At 69.0% G+C, this 20,846-nt stretch carries 19 protein-coding genes and 1 pseudogene; 15 read left to right on the forward strand and 5 right to left on the reverse strand.

All coding sequences use genetic code 11. From position 1 onward, the window contains the following. Window positions 1-1,593 carry a 1,4-alpha-glucan branching protein domain-containing protein gene (locus G6N50_RS00390; RefSeq protein ID WP_083092694.1) on the reverse strand — a complete coding sequence of 531 codons (1,593 nt, stop codon included), beginning with the start codon at window positions 1,591-1,593 and terminating at the stop codon, window positions 1-3. Then, a complete protein-coding gene (locus tag G6N50_RS00395) occupies window positions 1,590-2,423 on the reverse strand; it encodes a class I SAM-dependent methyltransferase (protein ID WP_083092692.1) in 834 nt (277 codons plus the stop codon). Before G6N50_RS00395 ends, G6N50_RS00390 begins: the two co-directional genes overlap by 4 nt. 227 nt (window positions 2,424-2,650) lie before the next feature. On the opposite strand from G6N50_RS00395, the gene G6N50_RS00400 reads away from it, so the two are divergent. After that, on the forward strand, window positions 2,651-3,442 hold the full coding sequence (locus G6N50_RS00400; RefSeq protein ID WP_067827329.1) for an electron transfer flavoprotein subunit beta/FixA family protein: 792 nt from the start codon (window positions 2,651-2,653) through the stop codon (window positions 3,440-3,442). Window positions 3,443-3,477: 35 nt separating this feature from the next. Continuing rightward, entirely contained in the window at window positions 3,478-4,434 is a 957-nt protein-coding gene (locus G6N50_RS00405; protein WP_083092691.1) for an electron transfer flavoprotein subunit alpha/FixB family protein, read from the forward strand. Between the two features lie 207 nt (window positions 4,435-4,641). On the opposite strand, the gene G6N50_RS00410 is transcribed toward G6N50_RS00405, so the two are convergent. After that, a complete protein-coding gene (locus tag G6N50_RS00410; protein WP_083092689.1) occupies window positions 4,642-5,019 on the reverse strand; it encodes an SRPBCC family protein in 378 nt (125 codons plus the stop codon). A gap of 299 nt (window positions 5,020-5,318) precedes the next feature. On the opposite strand from G6N50_RS00410, the gene G6N50_RS00415 reads away from it, so the two are divergent. The 4 genes from G6N50_RS00415 to mnmA are packed head-to-tail and all read left to right on the forward strand — an operon-like array spanning window position 5,319 to window position 9,313. Continuing rightward, complete coding sequence (locus tag G6N50_RS00415; protein WP_083092687.1) at window positions 5,319-6,182, forward strand: GNAT family N-acetyltransferase; 864 nt, start codon at window positions 5,319-5,321, stop codon at window positions 6,180-6,182. Beyond that, window positions 6,179-7,024 carry a lysophospholipid acyltransferase family protein gene (locus G6N50_RS00420; RefSeq protein WP_083092686.1) on the forward strand — a complete coding sequence of 282 codons (846 nt, stop codon included), beginning with the start codon at window positions 6,179-6,181 and terminating at the stop codon, window positions 7,022-7,024. The genes G6N50_RS00415 and G6N50_RS00420 overlap by 4 nt, the downstream gene beginning before the upstream one ends. Before the next feature lie 33 nt (window positions 7,025-7,057). Then, complete coding sequence (locus tag G6N50_RS00425; RefSeq protein ID WP_083092684.1) at window positions 7,058-8,236, forward strand: cysteine desulfurase family protein; 1,179 nt, start codon at window positions 7,058-7,060, stop codon at window positions 8,234-8,236. Continuing rightward, on the forward strand, window positions 8,237-9,313 hold the full coding sequence (mnmA, locus tag G6N50_RS00430) for a tRNA 2-thiouridine(34) synthase MnmA (protein ID WP_083092682.1): 1,077 nt from the start codon (window positions 8,237-8,239) through the stop codon (window positions 9,311-9,313). A gap of 7 nt (window positions 9,314-9,320) precedes the next feature. On the opposite strand, the gene G6N50_RS00435 is transcribed toward mnmA, so the two are convergent. Beyond that, window positions 9,321-9,965, reverse strand: coding sequence for a sensor domain-containing protein (locus G6N50_RS00435; protein WP_179970079.1), 645 nt, complete (start codon window positions 9,963-9,965; stop codon window positions 9,321-9,323). Between the two features lie 99 nt (window positions 9,966-10,064). Between G6N50_RS00435 and G6N50_RS00440 the strand changes: the two genes are divergently transcribed. From G6N50_RS00440 to G6N50_RS00475, 8 genes are all read left to right on the forward strand, one after another. After that, window positions 10,065-11,093, forward strand: a complete 1,029-nt coding sequence (locus G6N50_RS00440) for a uroporphyrinogen decarboxylase/cobalamine-independent methonine synthase family protein (protein ID WP_083092681.1) — start codon at window positions 10,065-10,067, stop codon at window positions 11,091-11,093. A 64-nt stretch (window positions 11,094-11,157) separates the two neighbouring features. Beyond that, the gene (locus G6N50_RS00445; protein ID WP_083093095.1) at window positions 11,158-11,640 is read left to right on the forward strand and encodes an SRPBCC family protein; all 483 of its coding nucleotides are present in this window, start codon (window positions 11,158-11,160) and stop codon (window positions 11,638-11,640) included. Continuing rightward, window positions 11,637-11,972: an ArsR/SmtB family transcription factor gene (locus G6N50_RS00450; RefSeq protein ID WP_083092679.1), complete on the forward strand. Its 336-nt coding sequence runs from the start codon at window positions 11,637-11,639 to the stop codon at window positions 11,970-11,972. Before G6N50_RS00445 ends, G6N50_RS00450 begins: the two co-directional genes overlap by 4 nt. 38 nt (window positions 11,973-12,010) lie before the next feature. Beyond that, window positions 12,011-14,104, forward strand: a complete 2,094-nt coding sequence (gene ligA, locus G6N50_RS00455) for an NAD-dependent DNA ligase LigA (RefSeq protein ID WP_083092677.1) — start codon at window positions 12,011-12,013, stop codon at window positions 14,102-14,104. Further along, a complete protein-coding gene (locus G6N50_RS00460; protein ID WP_083092675.1) occupies window positions 14,097-15,218 on the forward strand; it encodes a cystathionine gamma-lyase in 1,122 nt (373 codons plus the stop codon). The genes ligA and G6N50_RS00460 overlap by 8 nt, the downstream gene beginning before the upstream one ends. A 72-nt stretch (window positions 15,219-15,290) precedes the next feature. Beyond that, window positions 15,291-15,887 (forward strand): TetR/AcrR family transcriptional regulator, encoded by a 597-nt coding sequence (locus G6N50_RS00465; RefSeq protein ID WP_083092674.1) that lies wholly within the window; start codon window positions 15,291-15,293, stop codon window positions 15,885-15,887. A 168-nt stretch (window positions 15,888-16,055) separates the two neighbouring features. Next, window positions 16,056-16,502, forward strand: coding sequence for an MmpS family transport accessory protein (locus tag G6N50_RS00470; protein WP_197748049.1), 447 nt, complete (start codon window positions 16,056-16,058; stop codon window positions 16,500-16,502). Next, entirely contained in the window at window positions 16,499-19,411 is a 2,913-nt protein-coding gene (locus G6N50_RS00475) for an MMPL/RND family transporter (protein ID WP_083092672.1), read from the forward strand. The genes G6N50_RS00470 and G6N50_RS00475 overlap by 4 nt, the downstream gene beginning before the upstream one ends. 17 nt (window positions 19,412-19,428) lie before the next feature. Here the strand turns inward: G6N50_RS00475 and G6N50_RS00480 are convergent. After that, window positions 19,429-19,506 (reverse strand): annotated as a pseudogene (locus G6N50_RS00480) (amino acid-binding protein); the annotation flags it as partial. Window positions 19,507-19,552: 46 nt separating this feature from the next. Between G6N50_RS00480 and G6N50_RS00485 the strand changes: the two are divergent. After that, window positions 19,553-20,806: an HNH endonuclease signature motif containing protein gene (locus G6N50_RS00485; RefSeq protein ID WP_163650790.1), complete on the forward strand. Its 1,254-nt coding sequence runs from the start codon at window positions 19,553-19,555 to the stop codon at window positions 20,804-20,806. Window positions 20,807-20,846: the final 40 nt, after the last annotated feature.

Below are 20,846 nucleotides of genomic sequence, written 5' to 3' on the forward strand. Positions count from 1 at the left end.
TCATCGGGGCAGCCTGCGGGCATCGAGGGCGCCGAACAGGCCGTCGGCGCGGTTCCATCCTGCGGCCAGCCGCTGCGCGGTGTCGCGCCGGCCGGACGCGAGCGCGTCGGCGATTTCGCGGGTGGCGTGCGCGTGCAGATGGGCGCGGTAGCGGGCGTAGTCGGCGGCCGAATCCTTGCTCACCATGAACGGCCAGTCGCTGGAGACGGTCAGCAGCGTTTCGCGCAGGATCTGATCGGCGACGTGGTCGCGGGGGATGGGCCCGTCCAGCGACGCCGTCTGGGACAGCGCCTTGTCGACGGTGCCCAGTGCCAGATCGACCACTTCGCCGTTCAGCGCGACCAGGTCGGCGACCTGGTCGCCGGCCCACACCTGCCAGTCCTTCCCCGAACCCCACGAGCTGGGGGGCAGGGCCACCGGGTTCCCGACGAAGCCGTCGGCGATCGCGTCGCCCAGCGTGCCCACCCGAACCCCCGCCTCGGGCAGGGCCCGCAGCACCCGCTCCAGCCACGTCGGGCCCTCGTACCACCAGTGGCCGAACAGCTCGGTGTCGAAGGCGGCGATCACATGGGCGGGTCGCCCGATGCGCTCGGACTCCGAGATCAGGCGGTTGCGGACCACGTCGACGAAGTCGGCGACGTGCACGTCGACCGCGTGGTCGGCGCGCTCGGGATCGTAGGGCGCCTTGTCTTCCGAGGACACGTTGCGGCCCGTCACCCTTGCCGGCTTGAGGCCGGTGAGGTGGTCATAGGTGTGGAAGTCGCGGTACGCGGCGTGCCCGGGATAGCCGGATTTCGGTGACCACACCCGGTAGCTGACCAGCAGATCGCGCCCGAACGCCACCACGTCGGTGTCGCCAACGGGCCGGCCCAGCGCGGTGTCGCCGTGCAGCGACGGACCGTCGACCATGAAATGGGTGACGCCCGCGGCGGAGTAGTCGTGCTCCATGCCGGGCGCGTAGGCGCATTCGGGCGCCCAGATCCCGCCCGGGCCTCGCCCCTTTCGCGCCCCTAGGCGGTGCGCGGCGTCGGCCAGGCCCTCGCGCAGTGCGAATTCGCGCAGCCGCGGCGCCAGCAACGGTTGGAAGGGGTGGGCGAGTGGGCCGCCGAGCAGTTCCACCGTGCCGGCGTCGAGCAGGCCGCGCAGCAGCGGGCTGCCGCCGTGCCGCCACAGCGTGGCGAAGTCCTGCAGGGCCCGTTCCGCTACGGCGGATTCACGAATTCCCAAGGCGCGCAACGCTTCCGGCGTGCACGACGAGTAGCCGGCCGACTTCGAGCGGGGAGCTGACCGCACGCTGGTGGCTTCCAGGCCACGCAACCGCCAGTTCGCCAGCCAGTGATGCATGCCGTCCAGGCAGTACGGGTCGTCGAGCTGCGCGTTCACCACCGGCGTGACGCCCAGCGTGATCAGGCTCCGGCGGTCCTCGCCGGCCAAGGTGCGCAGCACGCGCATCAGCGGCAGGTAGGCCGCCGCCCAGGATTGATACAGCCATTCCTCGCCGACCGGCCAGCGGCCGTGGTGGGCCAGCCAGGGCAGGTGGGTGTGCAAAACCAGGGTGAAGAGGCCGGGAACCCGGTTCTGCGCGGTGCTCACGGCGCTACCGCGATCGCGATCAGGTCGAGGCTGTCGTCGATGTGGTGGCCGGTGCCCGCACCCACGCCCGCCTCGACCAGGTCGAAGTCCGCGGTGGTGACCGCGGCGACGTCGGCCGCCAGCTCCGGCGGCCACGGTGCCCCGGGGTCAGCGGCCATTGCGCACTGGATCTGCGCGTCGATGATCGAGCCGCCGTGCCGGGCGTCCATCGCGCGCAGCCGCGGCCCGTGGAACAGGCCGCTGATCGACACGTCGGCGAAGCCGCCGTCGACGAGCAGCTGGGTCAGCTCGGCCGCGTTGAGTTCCCGGGTGTGGAAGGGGTTGATCGGGGTGTCGCGGCCCGGCGAGAAGGTGATGCGGTTGGGCGTGGACATCATCAGCAGCCCCGACGGCCGCAGCACCCGGGCGCATTCGACGACGAACTGTGTTTGGTCCCACAGATGTTCGATCACCTGGAAGTTGACCACAATATCCACCGACGCGTTGGGCAGCGGCAGCCGTGCGAGGTTCGCCTGCATGACGTCGACCCGGGGGTAGCGGCTGCGGACATGGGCCACCGCGGCTTCGTCGTAGTCCACGGCGATGACGCGGCGGGCGACGCCGGAAATCAGGTCGGCGCCGTAGCCCTCGCCGCAGCCGGCCTCGAGGACGTCGGCATCCACGCATCGCTCGGCGAGTCGCTGGTAGACGACCTCGTGGCGGCGGAACCAGTAGTTCTCGATGTCCAAACCGGGGATGGTGCGCTCACCCGTCAGCATCATCACCGCGTCACCCGCCGGCGCGGTGTCGCCGGGGGTGTGCTGCGGGACGTCAGGGACGAGTGCGCTCATTGCATAGGCAGGCTAACGCGAAGTGTCGGATTCGCGAACCGGGGAAGCGGGCCCCCGCTTGTGAGGCGGCGGACGGGCTGCAAGAACGTGCACTACGACCAGCTATGGTGTGAATGCATACCGCACAAAGTTACCGGGTAGTAACACGGCTGTGCGTTGCGAAAACGCGTACCGAGGTTTCGTAGCCGATTGCTGCGAGCCCCCTTCGAGGAGGACGAACCACACTCATGACGAACATCGTGGTCCTGATCAAGCAGGTCCCAGACACCTGGTCGGAGCGCAAGCTCACTGACGGCGATTACACGTTGGACCGTGAGGCCGCCGACGCGGTGCTGGACGAGATCAACGAGCGCGCCGTCGAAGAGGCCTTGCAGATCCGCGAGCGCGAGGGCGGCGAGGGCTCGGTGACCGTGCTGACCGCAGGCCCCGAGCGCGCGACCGAGGCCATCCGCAAGGCGCTGTCGATGGGCGCCGACAAGGCCGTCCACCTCAAGGACGACGGCATGCACGGTTCCGACGTGGTCCAGACCGGGTGGGCCCTGGCGCGTGCACTGGGCACCATCGAGGGCACCGAGCTGGTCATCGCCGGCAACGAGGCCACCGACGGCACCGGCGGTGCGGTTCCGGCCGTCATCGCCGAATACCTGGGCTTGCCGCAGCTCACGCACGTGCGCAAGCTCTCCATCGAGGGCGACAAGGTCACCGGCGAGCGGGAGACCGACGAGGGCGTGTTCACCCTCGAGGCCACCCTGCCCGCGGTGGTCAGCGTCACCGAGAAGATCAACGAGCCGCGCTTCCCCTCCTTCAAGGGCATCATGGCCGCCAAGAAGAAAGAGGTCACGGTGCTGACCCTCGCCGAGATCGGCGTCGAGAGCGACGAGGTCGGGCTGGAAAACGCCGGCTCGACCGTGCTGTCGTCGACGCCCAAGCCGCCGAAGACCGCGGGTGAGAAGGTCACCGACGAGGGCGAGGGCGGTAACGACGTCGCCAAGTACCTGGTTGCCCAGAAGATCATCTGACCCGATTCCCGAAGACGAGAAGAGCGAGATAACCCATGGCTGAAGTATTGGTGCTCGTCGAGCACACCGAAGGTGCGCTGAAGAAGGTCACCTCCGAACTGATCACCGCCGCCCGCGCGCTGGGCGAGCCCGCCGCCGTCGTGGTCGGCGCTCCCGGGACCGCCGCGCCCCTAGTCGACGGGCTCAAGGAGGCCGGCGCCGCCAAGATCTACGTCGCCGAGTCCGACGACGTCGACAAATACCTGATCACTCCGGTGGTCGACGTGCTGGCCTCGCTCGCCGAGTCCAACTCGCCCGCCGCGGTGATCCTGTCCGCCAACGCCGACGGCAAGGAGATCGCCGGCCGGCTGGCGGCCCGCATCGGTTCGGGCCTGCTGGTCGACGTGGTCGACGTCAAGGAAGGCAACAAGGCGACCTACTCCATCTTCGGTGGCGCGTTCACCGTGGAGGCGCAGGCCAACGGCGACACCCCGGTGATCACGGTGCGCGCCGGCGCGATCGACGCCGAGCCGCAGGCCGGCGCCGGCGAAGAGGTCAAGGTCGACGTCCCGGCCCCCGCCGAGAACGCCACCAAGATCACCGCCCGCGAGCCCGCGGTCGCCGGCGATCGTCCGGAACTGACCGAGGCCACCATCGTCGTCTCCGGTGGTCGCGGTGTCGGCAGCGCGGAGAACTTCAGCGTCGTCGAGGAGCTGGCCGACTCGCTGGGCGCGGCCGTCGGTGCGTCGCGCGCCGCCGTCGACTCCGGCTACTACCCGGGCCAGTTCCAGGTGGGCCAGACCGGTAAGACGGTCTCGCCGCAGCTCTACATCGCGCTGGGCATCTCCGGTGCCATCCAGCACCGCGCGGGCATGCAGACGTCCAAGACGATCATCGCGGTCAACAAGGACGAAGAGGCGCCCATCTTCGAGATCGCCGACTACGGCGTGGTGGGCGACCTGTTCAAGGTCGCCCCGCAGCTGACCGAGGCGATCAAGACACGCAAGGGCTGAGTTTCTCGGCCGCAAAGCGCCCCCGGCACCGCGGTGCCGGGGGCGCTTTGCGTATCCAGTCCGGCTCCGGCTTCCGGCGTACCACGGCCCACTCGTGTCACACCGGCACCGTCTCTGCACCATGAACCCAATTCACAATCCGCTAGCACCCGCGCTAGCGGATTGTGAAGTCGCACATGGGTTCTCGGACTCGGCTGTCGGCGCGCGCTAGCCGCCGGTCAGCATTGCGTCGATGCGGCGCACGGCGACGGAGCACACCGTCAGGTAGGGAGCGGACCACCACGGCACCGCGATGCTCACCCGCGCGCCGCCGCCCACCGGGTCCACCCGGTGCCGGGTCGCCGGCACACCGGCCACTTTCCACGCCCAGTGGCGGCCCGGCTCGAACTCGGTGACCTCGAACGGAACCGCGACCAGCAGGGAGGTCTGCACGGTGCCGGTCGCGTGCAGACCCAGCTCGGTGTGCGGCCGGTCGAGCCGGGCCCGCCGAATCGTCGGACCCCACTTCGGCCACGCGTCCAGGTCGACCAGCAATTCCCACACCGCCGCGGGCGGTGCCGCGATCGTGCGATCGGCGGTCAGCATCACGGAGCGGCCTGCCCGAGCCGGAGCTGCTGGTTGATGACTTCGTCGAGATCGGTGGGCCGCCGAAGGCCCGCCCGCCGGTGCCGGGGTGCGGTCGCTCCGGCGGGTGGGCAGCGCGTCAGCGGTCCGGGTCGCAACATGAGGGCGGCATACCCGAAATGGCGTCGTTCGATCCCGGCCGAGCGCGCCGCCGCCGGGCTTTTGCGGCGGCCTCGTATCGATATTTCGTCATCTCACGTGCACCGACACGTCACAGCGTCGATGCCGACTAGCTCATCGACTACGCCACGTTGGGGTTCATGAGCATTGCTTCTGTCCTCATACCCAGCGACAAGCCGAGCGGTGTGGCGGCCGGCTCCTCGGCCGCACCGCGCTACTCCCTGTTGTTGTCCACCGACCCCGGCATGATCGAGGCGGCGCAACGACTCCGATACGACGTGTTCACCAGCACTCCCGGCTTCGCGCTGCCGGTCGCTGACGACGAGCGGCGGGATGCCGACAGGTTCGACGAGTTCTGCGACCACCTGCTGGTGCGCGACGACGACACCGGTGAGCTGGTCGGTTGCTACCGCATGCTGGCGCCGGCTGGGGCCATCGCGGCGGGCGGGCTCTACACCGCCACCGAGTTCGACATCCGCGCGCTCGACCCGCTGCGGCCGTCCCTGGTGGAGATGGGGCGCGCCGCGGTGCGCGACGGGCATCGCAACGGTGGCGTCGTGCTGTTGATGTGGGCGGGAATCCTGGCCTACCTGGACCGCTACGGCTACGACTACGTGACCGGATGCGTGTCGGTGCCCATCGGCGGCGAATCCGACGCTCAGGTACCGGGCAGCCAGCTGCGCGGCGTCCGCGACTTCATCCTGAGCCGGCACGCCGCACCCCCGGAATACCGGGTCTACCCGCACCGCCCGGTGGTGGTCGACGGGACGCGGCTCGACGACATCGCGCCGTCCGCGCGGCCCTCGGTCCCCGCGCTGATGCGCGGTTACCTGCGGCTGGGCGCCCAGGTGTGCGGCGAACCCGCGCACGACCCGGATTTCGGGGTCGGTGATTTCTGCGTCCTGCTGGACAAGGCGCACGCCGACACCCGATATCTCAAACGACTCCGATCGGTGTCCACCGTTGCCGAGCTGGCCGACGGAACGGCGGGTTGCGAGCGATGAACGCCCCCGCGGGCACCGGGCACTCCTGGCTGCCGCGCGCATCGTGTGACGCCGGCTGTGTGGGTGCGGGCGACGCCGCGTCGTCGCGGCCGCTGCGAAGGGCGCTGCGGGTAACGCTTCGGCTTATGCTGGCGCTGCTGCTGGCGCCGGGGCTGCCGCTGCTGGCGGTGCCGCTGCCGGGCCGCACCCGTGTGCAGCGCATCTACTGCCGCTTGGTGCTGCGCTGCCTGGGTGTTCGAATCACCGTGACGGGCAACCCGATTCGCAACCTGCGCGGCGTGCTGGTGGTGAGCCCGCACATGTCCTGGCTCGACGTCTTCGCCATCGGCTCGGTGCTGCCCGGGTCGTTCGTCGCGCGCGCCGACATGTTCACCGGTCCGGCGACCGGGATCGTGGCCCGCATCCTGAAGATCATCCCGATCGAGCGATCCAGTCTGCGCCGGCTGCCCGGTGTGGTGGACGCCGTCGCCCGCCGGCTGCGCGCCGGTCAGACCGTGGTGGCGTTCCCGGAGGGCACGACGTGGTGCGGTCTGGACCGCGGCGCGTTCTATCCGGCGATGTTCCAGGCCGCGATCGACGCCGGGCGTCCGGTGCAGCCGCTGCGGCTGACCTACCACCACATCGACGGCAGCCCCTCGACGGTGCCGGCCTTCGTCGGCGACGAGACACTGCTGAGCTCGATCCGCCGCCTGCTCGTCGTGCGGCGCACGCTGGCGCGGGTGCACGTCGAGTCTCTGCAGCTCCCGGGGACCGACCGGCGCGTCCTGGCCGGCCGGTGCCAGTCAGCGGTGGGTGCCGGAACCGCCCGGCGCGCTGGTCACGGGCACGTGCTGGTGGCCTGAGCAAACGGGCGGGCCGGTATCGTGGGTCGCGTCATGGTCTACCTGGATCACGCCGCCACCACCCCGATGCACCACGCCGCCGTCGAGGCGATGACGGCTGTGCTCGGCACGGTCGGCAACGCGTCCTCGCTGCACACCAGCGGACGGACGGCGCGGCGCCGCATCGAGGAATCCCGTGAGCTGATCGCCGACAGGCTGGGCGCGCGCCCTTCGGAAGTCATCTTCACCGCCGGCGGCACCGAGAGCGACAACCTGGCGGTCAAGGGCATCTACTGGGCCCGCCGCGACGCCGAGCCGCGGCACCGGCGCATCGTCACCAGCGAGGTGGAACACCACGCCGTGCTGGACTCGGTGAACTGGCTCGTCGAACACGAGGGCGCCGAGGTCACCTGGCTGCCGACCGCCGCCGACGGGTCGGTGTCGGCCGCGGCGCTGCGCGAGGTGCTACAGCGCCACGACGACGTGGCGCTGGTCTCGGTGATGTGGGCCAACAACGAGGTCGGCACCGTCATGCCGGCCGCCGAACTCGCCGCCGTCGCGGCCGAATTCGGCGTTCCGATGCACAGCGACGCGGTTCAGGCGGTGGGGCAGTTGCCCGTCGACTTCGCCGCCAGCGGGCTCTCGGCGATGAGTGTGACCGCGCACAAGTTCGGCGGCCCATCGGCGGTCGGTGCGCTGCTGCTGCGTCGCGACGTCGCGTGCATGCCGCTGGCGCACGGCGGCGGGCAGGAGCGTGACATCCGTTCGGGCACGGCTGATGTCGCCGGAGCGGTCGGAATGGCGACGGCGGCCCGGATCTCGGTCGACGGGCTCGAGGTCAACAGCGCCCGGCTGCGGGCGTTGCGGGACCGGCTGGTCGACGGCGTGCTGGGCGGCATCGAGGACGTCAGCCTCAACGGGGCCCGCGATCCGCTGCGCCTTCCCGGCAACGCGCACTTCACGTTCCGCGGCTGCGAGGGCGACGCGCTGTTGATGCTCTTGGACGCCAACGGAATCGAGTGCTCGACCGGATCTGCGTGCACCGCGGGTGTCGCGCAGCCCTCACACGTGCTGATCGCGATGGGCGCCGACCCGACCAGCGCTCGCGGGTCTTTGCGACTCTCGTTGGGCCACACTAGTGTTGACGCCGACGTCGATGCGGTGCTGCGGGTCCTGCCCGGGGCGGTGGACCGCGCCCGTCGGGCCGCGATGGCCGCCGCGGGGGCGTCTTAAGTGAAAGTGCTTGCCGCCATGAGCGGTGGCGTCGACTCGTCGGTCGCCGCCGCCCGGATGGTCGACGCCGGACACGACGTGGTCGGCGTGCACCTGGCGCTGTCCAGCGCGCCCGGCACGCTGCGCACCGGCTCGCGCGGCTGCTGCTCGAAGGAAGACGCCTCCGACGCGCGCCGCGTCGCGGATGTGCTCGGAATCCCGTTCTACGTCTGGGATTTCGCGGAGAGGTTCAAGTCGGACGTAATCGACGAATTCGTGTCGTCGTACGCGCGTGGCGAAACACCCAACCCGTGCGTGGTGTGCAATCAGAAGATCAAGTTCTCGGCCCTGTCGGCGAAAGCCGTTGCCCTCGGGTTCGATACGGTGGCCACCGGCCACTACGCCCGGCTGGCGAGTGGGCGGTTGCGGCGCGCCGTCGACACGGACAAGGACCAGTCCTACGTGCTGGCCGTCCTGAGCGCCGAGCAGTTGCGCCACGCGGCGTTCCCCATCGGGGACACCCCCAAGCCGCAGATCCGGGCCGAGGCCGCCCGACGCGGTCTGACCGTCGCGGACAAGCCGGACAGTCATGACATCTGCTTCATCCCTTCGGGCAATACCCGCGCGTTTCTGGGCGAGCGCATCGGGGTGCGCCGGGGCGCCGTGGTCAATGCGGACGGCACGGTGCTCGCCGAGCATGACGGCGTGCACGGTTTCACCATCGGCCAGCGCAAGGGGCTGGGCATCGCCGGGCCGGGACCTGACGGCCGCCCCCGGTACGTGACCGCGATCGACGCGGAGACCGCGACCGTGCAGGTGGGAGAGGCGGCCGATCTCGAAATCCGCGAAATAGTCGGGCGGACACCGATTTTCACCTCAGGCGTGTCGCCGTCGGGCCCGGTGGAGTGCGGGGTTCAGGTGCGCGCGCACGGTGAAACGGCCGATGCGGTGGCCGAATTGGTCGACGACGAGCTCGTCGTGCGCCTGCGCGCCCCGATGCGCGGTGTGGCGCGCGGCCAGACGCTGGTGCTGTACCGGCCCGACCCCGACGGTGACGAGGTGCTCGGCAGCGCCACCATCGCGGCGACCGCGCGCTGAATCGGGGCTACCGCGGCACGTTCGCCGAAATATTCGTCATCACGATGTCGGACACCGATTGCGCGAAACCGCAGAAGGTGACCTCCAGCATGGCCACCGACAGGATCCTGTAGTCGCGGCCGCACCCGCCGGGCCGCAGGTGCAGCGAGGTGGCGTCGGCGTTCCAGTCGCCGACATACAGCTGCCCGCTCGAGCCGTTCGCGCAGTCGCCGACGGTGCCCACCAGGGCGCCGAAGGCACGCCGGGCGGTGTCGGCGTCGCGGTAGGCCGCGGCGCCCTCGGAGATCAGCGCGCCGTCGGGCGGGTCCTGAAACGTCGTCTTGTGAAACGCCTCGAGGTCGCGCCCGAACGTCGCGGTCTCGGCGTAGATGAACCGGCACTCGCGTGGCGCGGTCTGCGCCAGCGCGTCGATGTCCACCGGGCTGGTGCCGTCCATCGAGGGAATGATGGTCAGATGCTCGCCGGCCCCGGTGATCGCGCGCATCCGCGACTGGTCGAGCAGGATCGCGTCGACGTCGACGCCCTGCACCACCTTGCGGTTGGCGCCGGATCCCGCCGTGGCCGCGCCGTCCACCACCCGGGTGCACGCCGCTACCAGCATCACCGCGCCGCACAACAGCGGCAGCCACGCTGATTTCGCCTTCTGCGACACCTTTTCGCACCCCTTCGGCGTTGAACCTACCCGCGCGGCCGGCCGGCACACAGACCCCTGCCGACCTTCGAGTGGCGCGACGTCGAATACGGTTGTCCGGTGAGTGTTTTCAGCCATCCCTTTGCCAATGCCAGCGGCGTCGGATCGTGGCCCGGCATCGCCGCGCGCCAAGCCGCCGAAGTTGTCGTGGGTGAACTGGCGGGCGCGCTGGCCCACATCGTCGAGCTGCCCGCGCGCGGAGTGGGCGCGGACATGATCGGCCGCGCCGGCGCGCTGCTGATCGACGTGGCCATCGACGCGGCGCCGCGCGGCTACCGGCTTGCCGCCCGGCCCGGCGCGGTCACCCGCCGCGCCGTCAGCCTGCTCGACGAGGACATGGACGCCCTGGAAGAGGCCTGGGAAACCGCCGGCCTGCGCAACGACGGCCGGGTGGTCAAGGTGCAGGCTCCGGGCCCGATCACGCTGGCCGCCGAGGTCGAGCTGTCCAACGGCCACCGGGCGATCACCGATTCCGGGGCGCTGCGAGACCTGGCGGCGTCGCTGGCCGAGGGCGTGTCCGCGCACCGCGCGGGCCTGGGCCGCCGGCTCGAGGCGGAGGTGGTGGTTCAGTTCGACGAGCCGTCGCTGCCGAAGGCGCTGGGCGGGGGGCTGAGCGGGGTGACTTCGCTGAGCCCGGTGGCGCCCATCGACGAGGAGGTGGCCGCCGGGCTGCTCGACGCCTGCGCCCAGACGGTGGGAGGGGAGGTGCTGCTGCACTGCTGCGCCCCCGATGTGCCATGGAACATGTTGCAGCGCAGCACATTTCGGGCGGTTTCCGTGACTGCCGGCAGCCTGAATGCGGCGGATCTGGACGGCATTGCCGCGTTCGTGGAGCCGGGCCGCACCGTCATGTTGGGGGTGGTGGCCGGCGACACCCCGCCGCGTCGGCCGTCGGCGGAGGAGGTGGCTTCGGCGGTGGTCGCCGTGACCGATCGCCTCGGCTTCGCCCGCTCGGCGCTGCGCGACCGCATCGGCGTCACCCCCGCCTGCGGTCTGGCCCGCGCGACGCCGGAGTGGGCCCGCACCGCGATCGGGCTCGCCCGCAAGGCGGCCGAGATGTTCGCCGCGGATCCCGACGCCATCGAATAGGCAACCAATTGGTTGCGTTTCCATCCGCCCCGTGCTGAACTGACAGGCAACCAGGAGGTTGCATATAAAGATCGAGAAGCATGTGGTGCTGCGCGCCCCGCTGGACCGGGTGTGGCGGGCCATCAGCGACGCCGAGGAGTTCGGGCGCTGGTTCGGGGTGCGCTTCGACGGGCCGTTCGTCGCCGGCACCTCGGTGACCGCCGCGATCAGGCCGACCATCGTCGACGACGAGGTCGCCAAGCGCCAGGAGGCGCACGCGGGGGTGCAGAGCACCTGGCAGATCGTCGCCATCGAGCCGCAGCGCCGGTTCGCCTACCGATGGCATCCGTTCGCCGTCGATCCGGATGTCGACTACGACCGGGAGCCGACCACGCTCGTCGAGTTCACCCTGTCCGAGCAGCCCGACGGCGTGCTGCTGACCATCACCGAATCCGGATTCGAGGCGATTCCGGAGGCGCGTCGCGGCCCGTCCTGCGAGGCCAACGGCGAAGGCTGGGCGATCCAGACCACGCTGATGCGCAGGTACGTCGAAGACGTCCGGGTATGAGCGGACGTGCCGTCGTCGACGCGCCGCTGTTCGACGCCCTGGGTGATCCCAACCGGTTACGCATCATCGTGCGGCTCTGCGATCAGGGCCCGAGCTCGACGTCGCAGGTCACCAGCGTCATCCCGATCACCCGGCAGGCGGCCAGCAAACACCTGCAGCTGCTGGAGTCCGTCGGGCTGGTGACCAGCAGCCGGCGGGGCCGCGAACGCGTCTGGACGGTGCAGACCCAGCCACTGGCGTCGGCCAGCGACTACCTGAGTCAGCTGTCCCGCCGGTGGGATGCCGCGGTGGACCGGTTGCGTGCCTACGTCGAGGACTCAGTGGAGGACTGATCGCGTTTCGCGTCGGTGTCCTCGGATAGCCTGCCAAGGTGAGCTCAGCAGAGGCTGATCCGGTATCGCCCGAGGTGCGTCGGCAGTGGCAGGACCTGGCCGAAACGGTCCGCGAACACCAGTTCCGCTACTACATCAAGGACGCGCCGATCGTCTCGGACGCGGAGTTCGACACCATGTTCAACGAACTCGTGGCGCTCGAAGAGCGCCACCCGGAGCTCCGGGTGCCCGATTCCCCGACGCAGCTGGTCGGCGGAGCCGGTTTCGCCACTGAGTTCGCCGAGGCGCAGCACCTGGAACGGATGCTGAGCCTCGACGACGTCTTCGATCGCGACGAGCTGGTGGCCTGGAGCAATCGCGTCGAGAACGAAGTCGGCAAGGAACCGTATTACCTGTGCGAACTAAAGATCGACGGTGTCGCCCTGTCGCTGGTGTACCGCGACGGCCGGCTGGAACGCGCGGCCACCCGGGGCGACGGCCGGGTCGGTGAGGACGTGACGCTCAACGCGCGCAGCATCGACGACGTCCCCGAGCGGCTGTCCGCCGACGCGGACTTCCCGGTTCCCGCCCTGCTCGAGGTGCGTGGCGAGGTGTTCTTCCTGCTCGCCGATTTCGAGGCGCTCAACGCCAGCCTGGTCGAGGACGGCAAGGCGCCGTTCGCCAACCCGCGCAACAGCGCGGCCGGGTCGCTGCGCCAGAAGAACCCCGCCGTCACCGCCCGGCGCAGGCTGCGCATGATCTGCCACGGCATCGGGCGCACCGAAGGATTCGCACCCAAGACCCAGCACGAGGCCTATGCTGCGCTGAACTCGTGGGGGCTGCCGGTGGCAGCACAAACCGCACGGGTGCGCGGGCTGGCCGCCGTGGAGGAGCGGATCGGGTACTGGGGCGAGCACCGCTACGACATCGACCACGAAATCGACGGCGTGGTAGTCAAAGTGGACGATGTCGCGTTGCAGCGCCGGCTCGGGACCACCTCGCGCGCGCCGCGATGGGCCGTCGCCTACAAGTACCCGCCGCAGGAGGCACAGACCAAGCTGCTCGACATCCGCGTCAACGTGGGGCGCACCGGGCGCGTCACACCGTTCGCGTTCATGACACCGGTGAAGGTGGCCGGGTCGACGGTGGGCCTGGCCACGCTGCACAACGCCGCCGAGGTGAAACGCAAGGGCGTGCTGATCGGTGACACCGTGATGATTCGCAAGGCCGGCGACGTGATCCCGGAGGTGCTCGGTCCCGTCGTCGACCTGCGCGATGGCTCCGAGCGCGAATTCGTCATGCCCACAACATGTCCCGAGTGCGGCACCCCGCTGGCGCCGGCCAAGGAGGGCGACGCCGACATCCGCTGCCCCAACGCCCGGTCCTGTCCGGCTCAGCTGCGGGAGCGTGTTTTCCACGTCGCCGGTCGCGGGGCCCTCGACATCGAGGGGTTGGGCTACGAAGCGGCCACCGCGCTGCTGAAGGCCGGGGTGATCGCTGACGAGGGCGACCTGTTCGCGCTCACCGAAGACGACCTGTTGCGCACCGAGTTGTTCCGGACGAAGGCGGGGTCCCTGTCCGCCAACGGTAGACGGCTGCTCGACAACCTGGACAAGGCCAAGAAGGTGGCGCTGTGGCGGGTTTTGGTGGCGTTGTCGATCCGGCACGTCGGGCCGACGGCCGCGCGCGCCCTGGCGACCGAGTTCGGTGACCTGGACACGATCATGTCGGCGTCCACCGCACAGCTGGCCGCGGTGGAAGGTGTCGGGCCGACGATCGCCGCGGCGCTCACCGAATGGTTCACCGTCGACTGGCACCGCGCGATCGTCGACAAGTGGCGCGCCGCCGGCGTGCGGATGGCCGACGAGCGCGACACCAGCCTGCGGCGCACGCTGGAGGGGCTGACGGTGGTGGTCACCGGGTCGCTCGCCGGCTTTTCCCGCGACGACGCCAAGGAGGCGATCCTCACGCGCGGGGGAAAGGCCGCCGGTTCGGTGTCGAAGAAGACCGACTACGTCGTGGCCGGCGATTCGCCGGGTTCCAAGTACGACAAGGCGATCGAGCTGGGGGTGCCCGTCCTCGACGAGGACGGCTTCCGGCAACTGCTGGCCGAGGGTCCCCCCGAAACCCCGGCCGACCAAGCCGATGAGTAACCGGTACGGCGATTCCACCCGCAGCCTCAAAGCCGTTGATTCCGAGATCGTTTCGGGTCAGCCGGTGGCGCCGCAGGCGGTGCTGGCCGCCACCTACCACCTGTCCAGCGACGAAACCGGTGCCTCGAGCGGCCCCGACAGCTACGGCCGCAGCTCCAATCCGACCTGGCGCCAACTGGAGTCGGCGCTCGCCGAGCTGGAGGGAGCCACCGCCGCGCTGGTGTTCGGCTCGGGCATGGCGGCTATCAGCGCGGTGCTACGCACGCTGGCGACGCCCGGATCGACGGTGGTGGTACCGGCCGACGGCTACTACCAAGTGCGCCGCTACGCCCGCGAAGACCTGGTGCCGCCCGGTGTGACGGTCATCGAGGCGTCGAGCGCGCAGATCTACGACGCCGCCGCGGGAGCCGACGTGGTGCTGGCCGAGACGCCCACCAACCCGGCGCTAGACGTGATCGATCTGCACCGGTTGGCCACCATCTGCCGCGGACACGGCGCGCGCCTGGTCGTCGACAACACCGCCGCCACACCCCTGGGGCAGCAGCCGTTGTCGTTGGGCGCCGACGCGGTGGTGGCCAGTGCGACCAAGGCCCTTTCCGGTCACGGCGACCTGCTGGCCGGCTACGTCGCCACCAACCAGCCCGAGCTGCTCGCCGCGGTGGAGAGACACAGGCTGCTCGCCGGTGCGATCCTGGGTGGGTTTGAGGCATGGCTTCTGTTGCGCAGCATGGGAACTGCCGGGTTGCGATTCGAACGGCAATGCCAGAACGCCCGGGCCCTGGCGACCATGCTGGCCCGCCACCCGGCCGTGCGGGCGGTGCGCTACCCGGGGTTGGTCGACGACCCGGCGCATCCGGTGGCCATGGCGCAGATGCGCCGTTTCGGCGCGCTGGTCTCGGTCGAGCTGGCCGACGCCGCCGCCGTGCACGCGCTGGTGGAGCGCAGCGAACTGCTCATCGCATCCACCAGTTTCGGGGGCCTGCACACGTCGGTCGACCGCCGGGCGCGCTGGGGAGATCCGGTCGCCGACGGATTCGCGCGCATCTCGCTGGGCATTGAAGACACCGACGACCTGCTCGCCGACGTCGAACGCGCGCTGATGCATCCCCGCTGACGAATCCACATTCGTCGGGCCCGACTGCGCCGAAATTGGTCCGCACCGCCGGGCGGCTCTATCGTGGGCTCTATGACCCAGACGGCCGACCGGTACGAGCAGGCATCGCCGTGGTCGCCTCGCGAGGCCGAAATCCTGGGAGTGACCCTGCGGCTGCTGCAGGAACACGGCTATGACCAGCTGACCGTGGACGCGGTGGCCAACGCCGCCCGCGCCAGCAAGGCCACCGTCTACCGGCGCTGGCCGTCCAAGGCCGAACTGGTGTTGGCCGCCTTCATCGAAGGCGTGCGCCAGGTGGCCGTCCCGCCGAACACCGGCACCTTGCGCGGCGACCTGCTGAGCCTGGGAGAGACCATCACCCAGGAGTGCGGGCAGCACGCCGGCACCATCCGCGCGGTGATGGTCGAGGTGTCGCGCCACCCCGCGCTCAAGGACGCGATGCAGCATCAATTCCTGGACCAGCGCAAAGCCACGATTCAGCACGTGCTGCACCATGCGGCCGACCGCGGCGAGATCGCCGAAGACGTCATCACCGACGAACTCTGGGACCTGTTGCCCGGCTACCTGATCTTCCGCTCGATCTTGCCCGGCCGGCCACCCACCCGTCGCACGGTGCAAGCCTTTGTCGACGGGTTTCTCATCCCCGGTCTGACCAGGTCCGCCGGGTAACGACGCGGCATTTCCGAGTTGGCCCCGCGGGGGAGGAATATACGCGCGCGTCTCTTGTGCAGTACGGTCCCGTACCGTACTGTCATAGCTGTCGATCACGCTCACGATGTTTGCCGCCGCGGTTGGCGTGAGCGTGGTGCTGTCGCCCGATCTTCGAAAGGCTAACGGGTGAAAGGCTTTTCGATCGCGTCCCTGGTGAAGCGGGGATGGATGGTGCTCGTCGCCGTGGTGGTCGTCGCGCTCGCGGGGTTCGGAATCTATCGCCTGCACGGGATCTTCGGGTCGCACAACACCACCTCGGCCGGCAGCGGCCTGGCAGGCGAGATCGTCCCGTTCAACCCCAAGCAGGTCGTGCTCGAGGTCTTCGGCGCACCGGGCGCCGTGGCCACCATCAACTACCTTGACGTCAACGCACAGCCGCAGCAAGTCAAAGACGCGCCGCTGCCGTGGTCGTTCACCATCACCACGACCGAACCCGCGGTCATCGGCAACGTCGTCGCGCAGGGCAACGGCGACACCCTGGGCTGCCGCATCACCGTCAACGGCGAAGTGAAAGACCAACGCACCGTTAACAAAGTCGACGCCTACACCTACTGTCTGGATAAATCCGGATGAGCACTGATCACCAGTCGCGGCGGTTCGTGCCGCGTACCATTCGCCGGTTCGCGTTGCCCATCCTGCTGTTCTGGGTGGGGCTGGCCGCTATCACCAACATCGCGGTGCCGCAGCTGGAAGAGGTGGGGAAGACCCACAACGTGGCGCTGAACTCACCGGATGCGGCGTCGCTCAAGGCGATCAAGCGCATCGGCGAAAAGTTCCACGAATTCGACACGGACAGCTCGGCGATGATCGTGCTGGAAAGCGAGAAGCCGCTGGGCGCCGACGCCCACCGCTTCTACGACGAGATGGTCCGCAGGCTCGAGCGCGACCGCAAGCACGTCGAGCACGTCCAGGATTTCTGGGGCGATACGTTGACCGCGGCGGGATCGCAGAGCAGTGACGGCAAGGCCGCCTACGTGCAGCTGTTCCTCGCGGGTAATCAGGGCTCGGCGCTGGCCAACGAGGGCGTCGGCGCCGTCCGCGACATCGTCGAGCACATGAAGCCGCCACCGGGCGTCAGGGCGTATGTGACCGGGGCGGCACCGCTGATCTCCGATCAATTCGACGTCGGCAGCAAGGGCACCGCGAAGGTCACCGGGATCACCGTCGGGGTGATCGCGCTGATGTTGTTCTTCGTCTACCGCTCGGTGCTCACCACGCTCCTGGTGCTCGCGACGGTGCTCATCGAAATGTCTGCCGCCCGAGGGCTCGTCGCGTTTCTGTGCAACGCAGGCGTGATCGGGCTGTCGACGTACGCGACGAACCTGCTGACGCTGTTGGTGATCGCCGCCGGGACGGACTACGCGATCTTCTTCGTCGGCCGCTATCAGGAAGCGTGCGGCAGCGGTGAGGATCGCGCAAAAGCCTTCTACACCATGTATCACGGGACGACGCACATCGTGCTGGGTTCCGGTCTTACCGTGGCCGGCGCGGTGGCCTGCCTGAGTTTCACCCGGCTGCCCTATTTCCAAAGTCTGGGCATTCCGGCCGCGTTGGGGATTCTGGTCGCGTTGTTCGCCGCGCTCACCCTGGGGCCCGCGATCCTTACCCTGGGCGCCAAGGCGGGCATCTTCGACCCCAAGCGGGCGATACGCACCCGCGGCTGGCGGCGGATCGGCACCGCCATCGTCCGCTGGCCCGGCGCGGTGCTCGCGGCGGCGTGCGCGCTGGCCCTGGTCGGGCTGATCGCCCTGCCCGGATACAAGACAAGCTATGACACCCGGCCCTACATGCCCGCCAGCGCGCCGGCCAATATCGGTTACACCGCCGCCGAGAAGCACTTCTCGCGCGCCCGGCTGGAGCCCGAGTTGTTGATGGTCGAAACCGATCACGACCTGCGTAACCCGGAGAGCATGCTCGTCCTGGACAAGGTGGCCAAGGCGGTGTTTCACGTTCCCGGGGTGGCGCAGGTGCAGACCATCACCAGGCCGTTGGGAACCCCGCTCGTCCACAGCTCACTCGCATTCTTGGTCAGCAATTCCAGCGCGGCGCAGCAGGAAAACCTGACCTACCAACGAGATCGGGCCGACGACGCCCTCAAGCAGGCCAACGAACTGACCAAGACGATCAACATCCTGCGGCAGCAGTACGTGCTGCAGCAGCAGCTCGCCGGCACCACCCACGACGAGACCCAAAATTTCCATGACACGCTCGGCACGATCCAGGACCTGCGCGACAAGATCGCGAACTTCGACGATTTCTTCCGGCCGGTGCGCAGCTATTTTTACTGGGAGAAGCACTGTTTCGACATTCCCGTCTGCTTCGCGTTCCGGTCGCTGTTCGACGCCCTCGACGGGATTGATCAGCTCACCGAGAAATTCGAAAACCTCACGGCATCGCTGGACAAGCTCGACGCGCTGCAGCCCAAGCTGACGGCGCTCATCCCGCCGCAGATCCAAAGCCAGCAGACCAATCGCGATCTGACTCTGGCCAATTACGCCACGCTGTCCGGGATTTACGCGCAGACCGCGGCCGCGATCGACAACGCGACGGCGCTCGGGCGGGCCTTCGACGCGGCCAAGAACGACGACACGTTCTATCTGCCGCCCGAGGTGTTCAACAACCCCGACTTCAAGCGCGGGCTCAAGCTGTTCCTCTCGCCCGACGGCAAGGCCGCCCGCATGATCGTCACGCATGAGGGTGATCCCGCGACGCCCGAAGGGATTTCGCACATCGACCCGATCGTGAAGGCCGCGCACGAGGCCCTGAAGGGCACGCCCATGGCCGGAGCGGGTATCTATCTCGGCGGGACGGCCGCGACATACAAGGACATCCAGGACGGCGCCAAGTACGACCTGATGATCGTGGCGTTCGCCGCGCTGAGTCTCATCCTGCTGATCATGATGATCATCACGCGCAGCCTGATCGCCGCGCTGGTCATCGTGGGCACGGTGGCCCTCTCCTTGGGCGCCTCATTCGGGCTGTCAGTTCTGGTGTGGCAGTACATCTTCGGCATCCAGCTCTATTGGGTCGTGCTCGCGCTGGCCGTGATCCTGCTGCTGGCGGTCGGATCCGACTACAACCTGCTGCTGATCTCGCGGTTCAAGGAAGAGATCCACGCCGGCCTCAACACCGGCATCATCCGGGCGATGGCCGGCTCGGGTTCGGTCGTCACTTCGGCCGGCATCGTTTTCGCGGTCACCATGTGCGCGTTCGTGTTCAGCGGCTTCCAGGTCCTCGGTCAGATCGGGACCACGATCGGCCTCGGCTTGTTGTTCGACACGCTGATCGTGCGCTCGTTCATGACGCCCTCCGTCGCAAGGCTTCTCGGGCGCTGGTTCTGGTGGCCCCAACGGGTGCGCCCGCGTCCGGCCAGCACCATGCTGCGGCCCTACGGTCCGCGCCCGGCGGTTCGTCAGCTGTTGTTGTGGGACGACGACGACCCGGTGGCGATGTCCGGATCGAGGTCCGGCTCGAGGTCCTGATCGAACGTGCTTGCGCGCTAACGCAGCACGGTGGCGACGATCCCGGCGAGGTAGCCCAGCCGGGCGACCTCAGACGGCCGGAATTCCGGGCCGGGGATCGGGCGGCCTGGATTTGTCGGTGGTGGCTGCAATGATGATGTGATGTCTTTGACGGCATCCGCTGGTGCTGTGGTGGTGAGTCCCAGCGAGCGTGTTGCGGTGTTGTTCGAGGAGCTGGCGGAGTTGACGGGTCAGCGCAACGCGATTGATGGGCGCATCGTTGAGATCGTCGCCGAGATCGATCGCGACCAATTGTGTGGCGTCACCGGCGCGCGGTCGGTGCCGGCGTTGGTGGCCTGGAAGACGGGCTGCTCGTCGGCGAACGCGCACACGATCAGCACCATCGCGAGCCGGCTCGAGGAGTTCCCACGCTGCGCTCAAGGCATGCGAGAGGGCCGGCTGTCGACCGATCAGGTCGGCGTCATCGCGGCGCGGGCCGGGGCGGGTTCTGATGAGCACTACGCGCAGCTGGCGCGCTGCGCCACGGTCAATCAGCTGCGCACCGCGGTCAAGCTGGAACCGCGACCCGAACCCGACCCCCGGCCCGGGCTCGAGCGCTGCTCGATCACGACGACTACCAACGAGCAGGGCAGCTGCTATCGGATCGCACTTGCCCACCAGGACGCCGCGAAGTTCGACGCCGCCTTGGCGTCTCACCGTGATGCGCTGATCGCCGAGTGGAAGCACGATCACGGTGAGGGCCGGGGCGCTTTAGATCAGCGGCCCCCGTTGCCGGGCACCGCCGAGGCGTTTATGCGCCTGGTTGAGGCCGGATGGGACGCCGAGGCGGCCCGCCGCCCGCACGGGCAGCACACCACCGTGGTGGTGCATGTCGACGTCGAGCAGCCCGCTGCGGCACTGCATCTGGGTCCGCTGCTCACCGACGCCGAACGCCGATACCTCACGTGTGATGGCACTGCCGAAGTCTGGTTCGAGCGTCACGGTGAGGTCATCGGTGCCGGGAGGGCGACCCGCCTGATCAACCGGCGGCTTCGCCGCGCGCTGGAGTATCGCGACCGCACGTGCGTGGTTCCGGGTTGCGGTGCCACCCGTGGTCTGCACGCCCATCACATCTGGCACTGGGAGGACGGCGGCCCCACGGAGTTGGCCAACCTGGTGCTGTTATGCCCTCATCATCACCGGTTGCACCATCGGGGCGTCATCACCATCACCGGACCCGCAGGCGCTCTCACCGTCACCGACGACGCCGGCCGGTTACTGAGCCCGGGATCGCTGGCACGCCCACCGACCCAACCCCCTCCCGCGGTGGCGCCCTGCCCGGGACCTACCGGCGAGCGCGCCGACTGGTGGTGGTATGAACCCTTCCACCCCCAACCACCACCGACAAACAACTAGCTTGGTTTCCGGAATCGGTCACTACCGGCAATGCATCGAA

It is taken from the genome of Mycobacterium mantenii (assembly GCF_010731775.1).
GTDB lineage: Bacteria > Actinomycetota > Actinomycetes > Mycobacteriales > Mycobacteriaceae > Mycobacterium > Mycobacterium mantenii.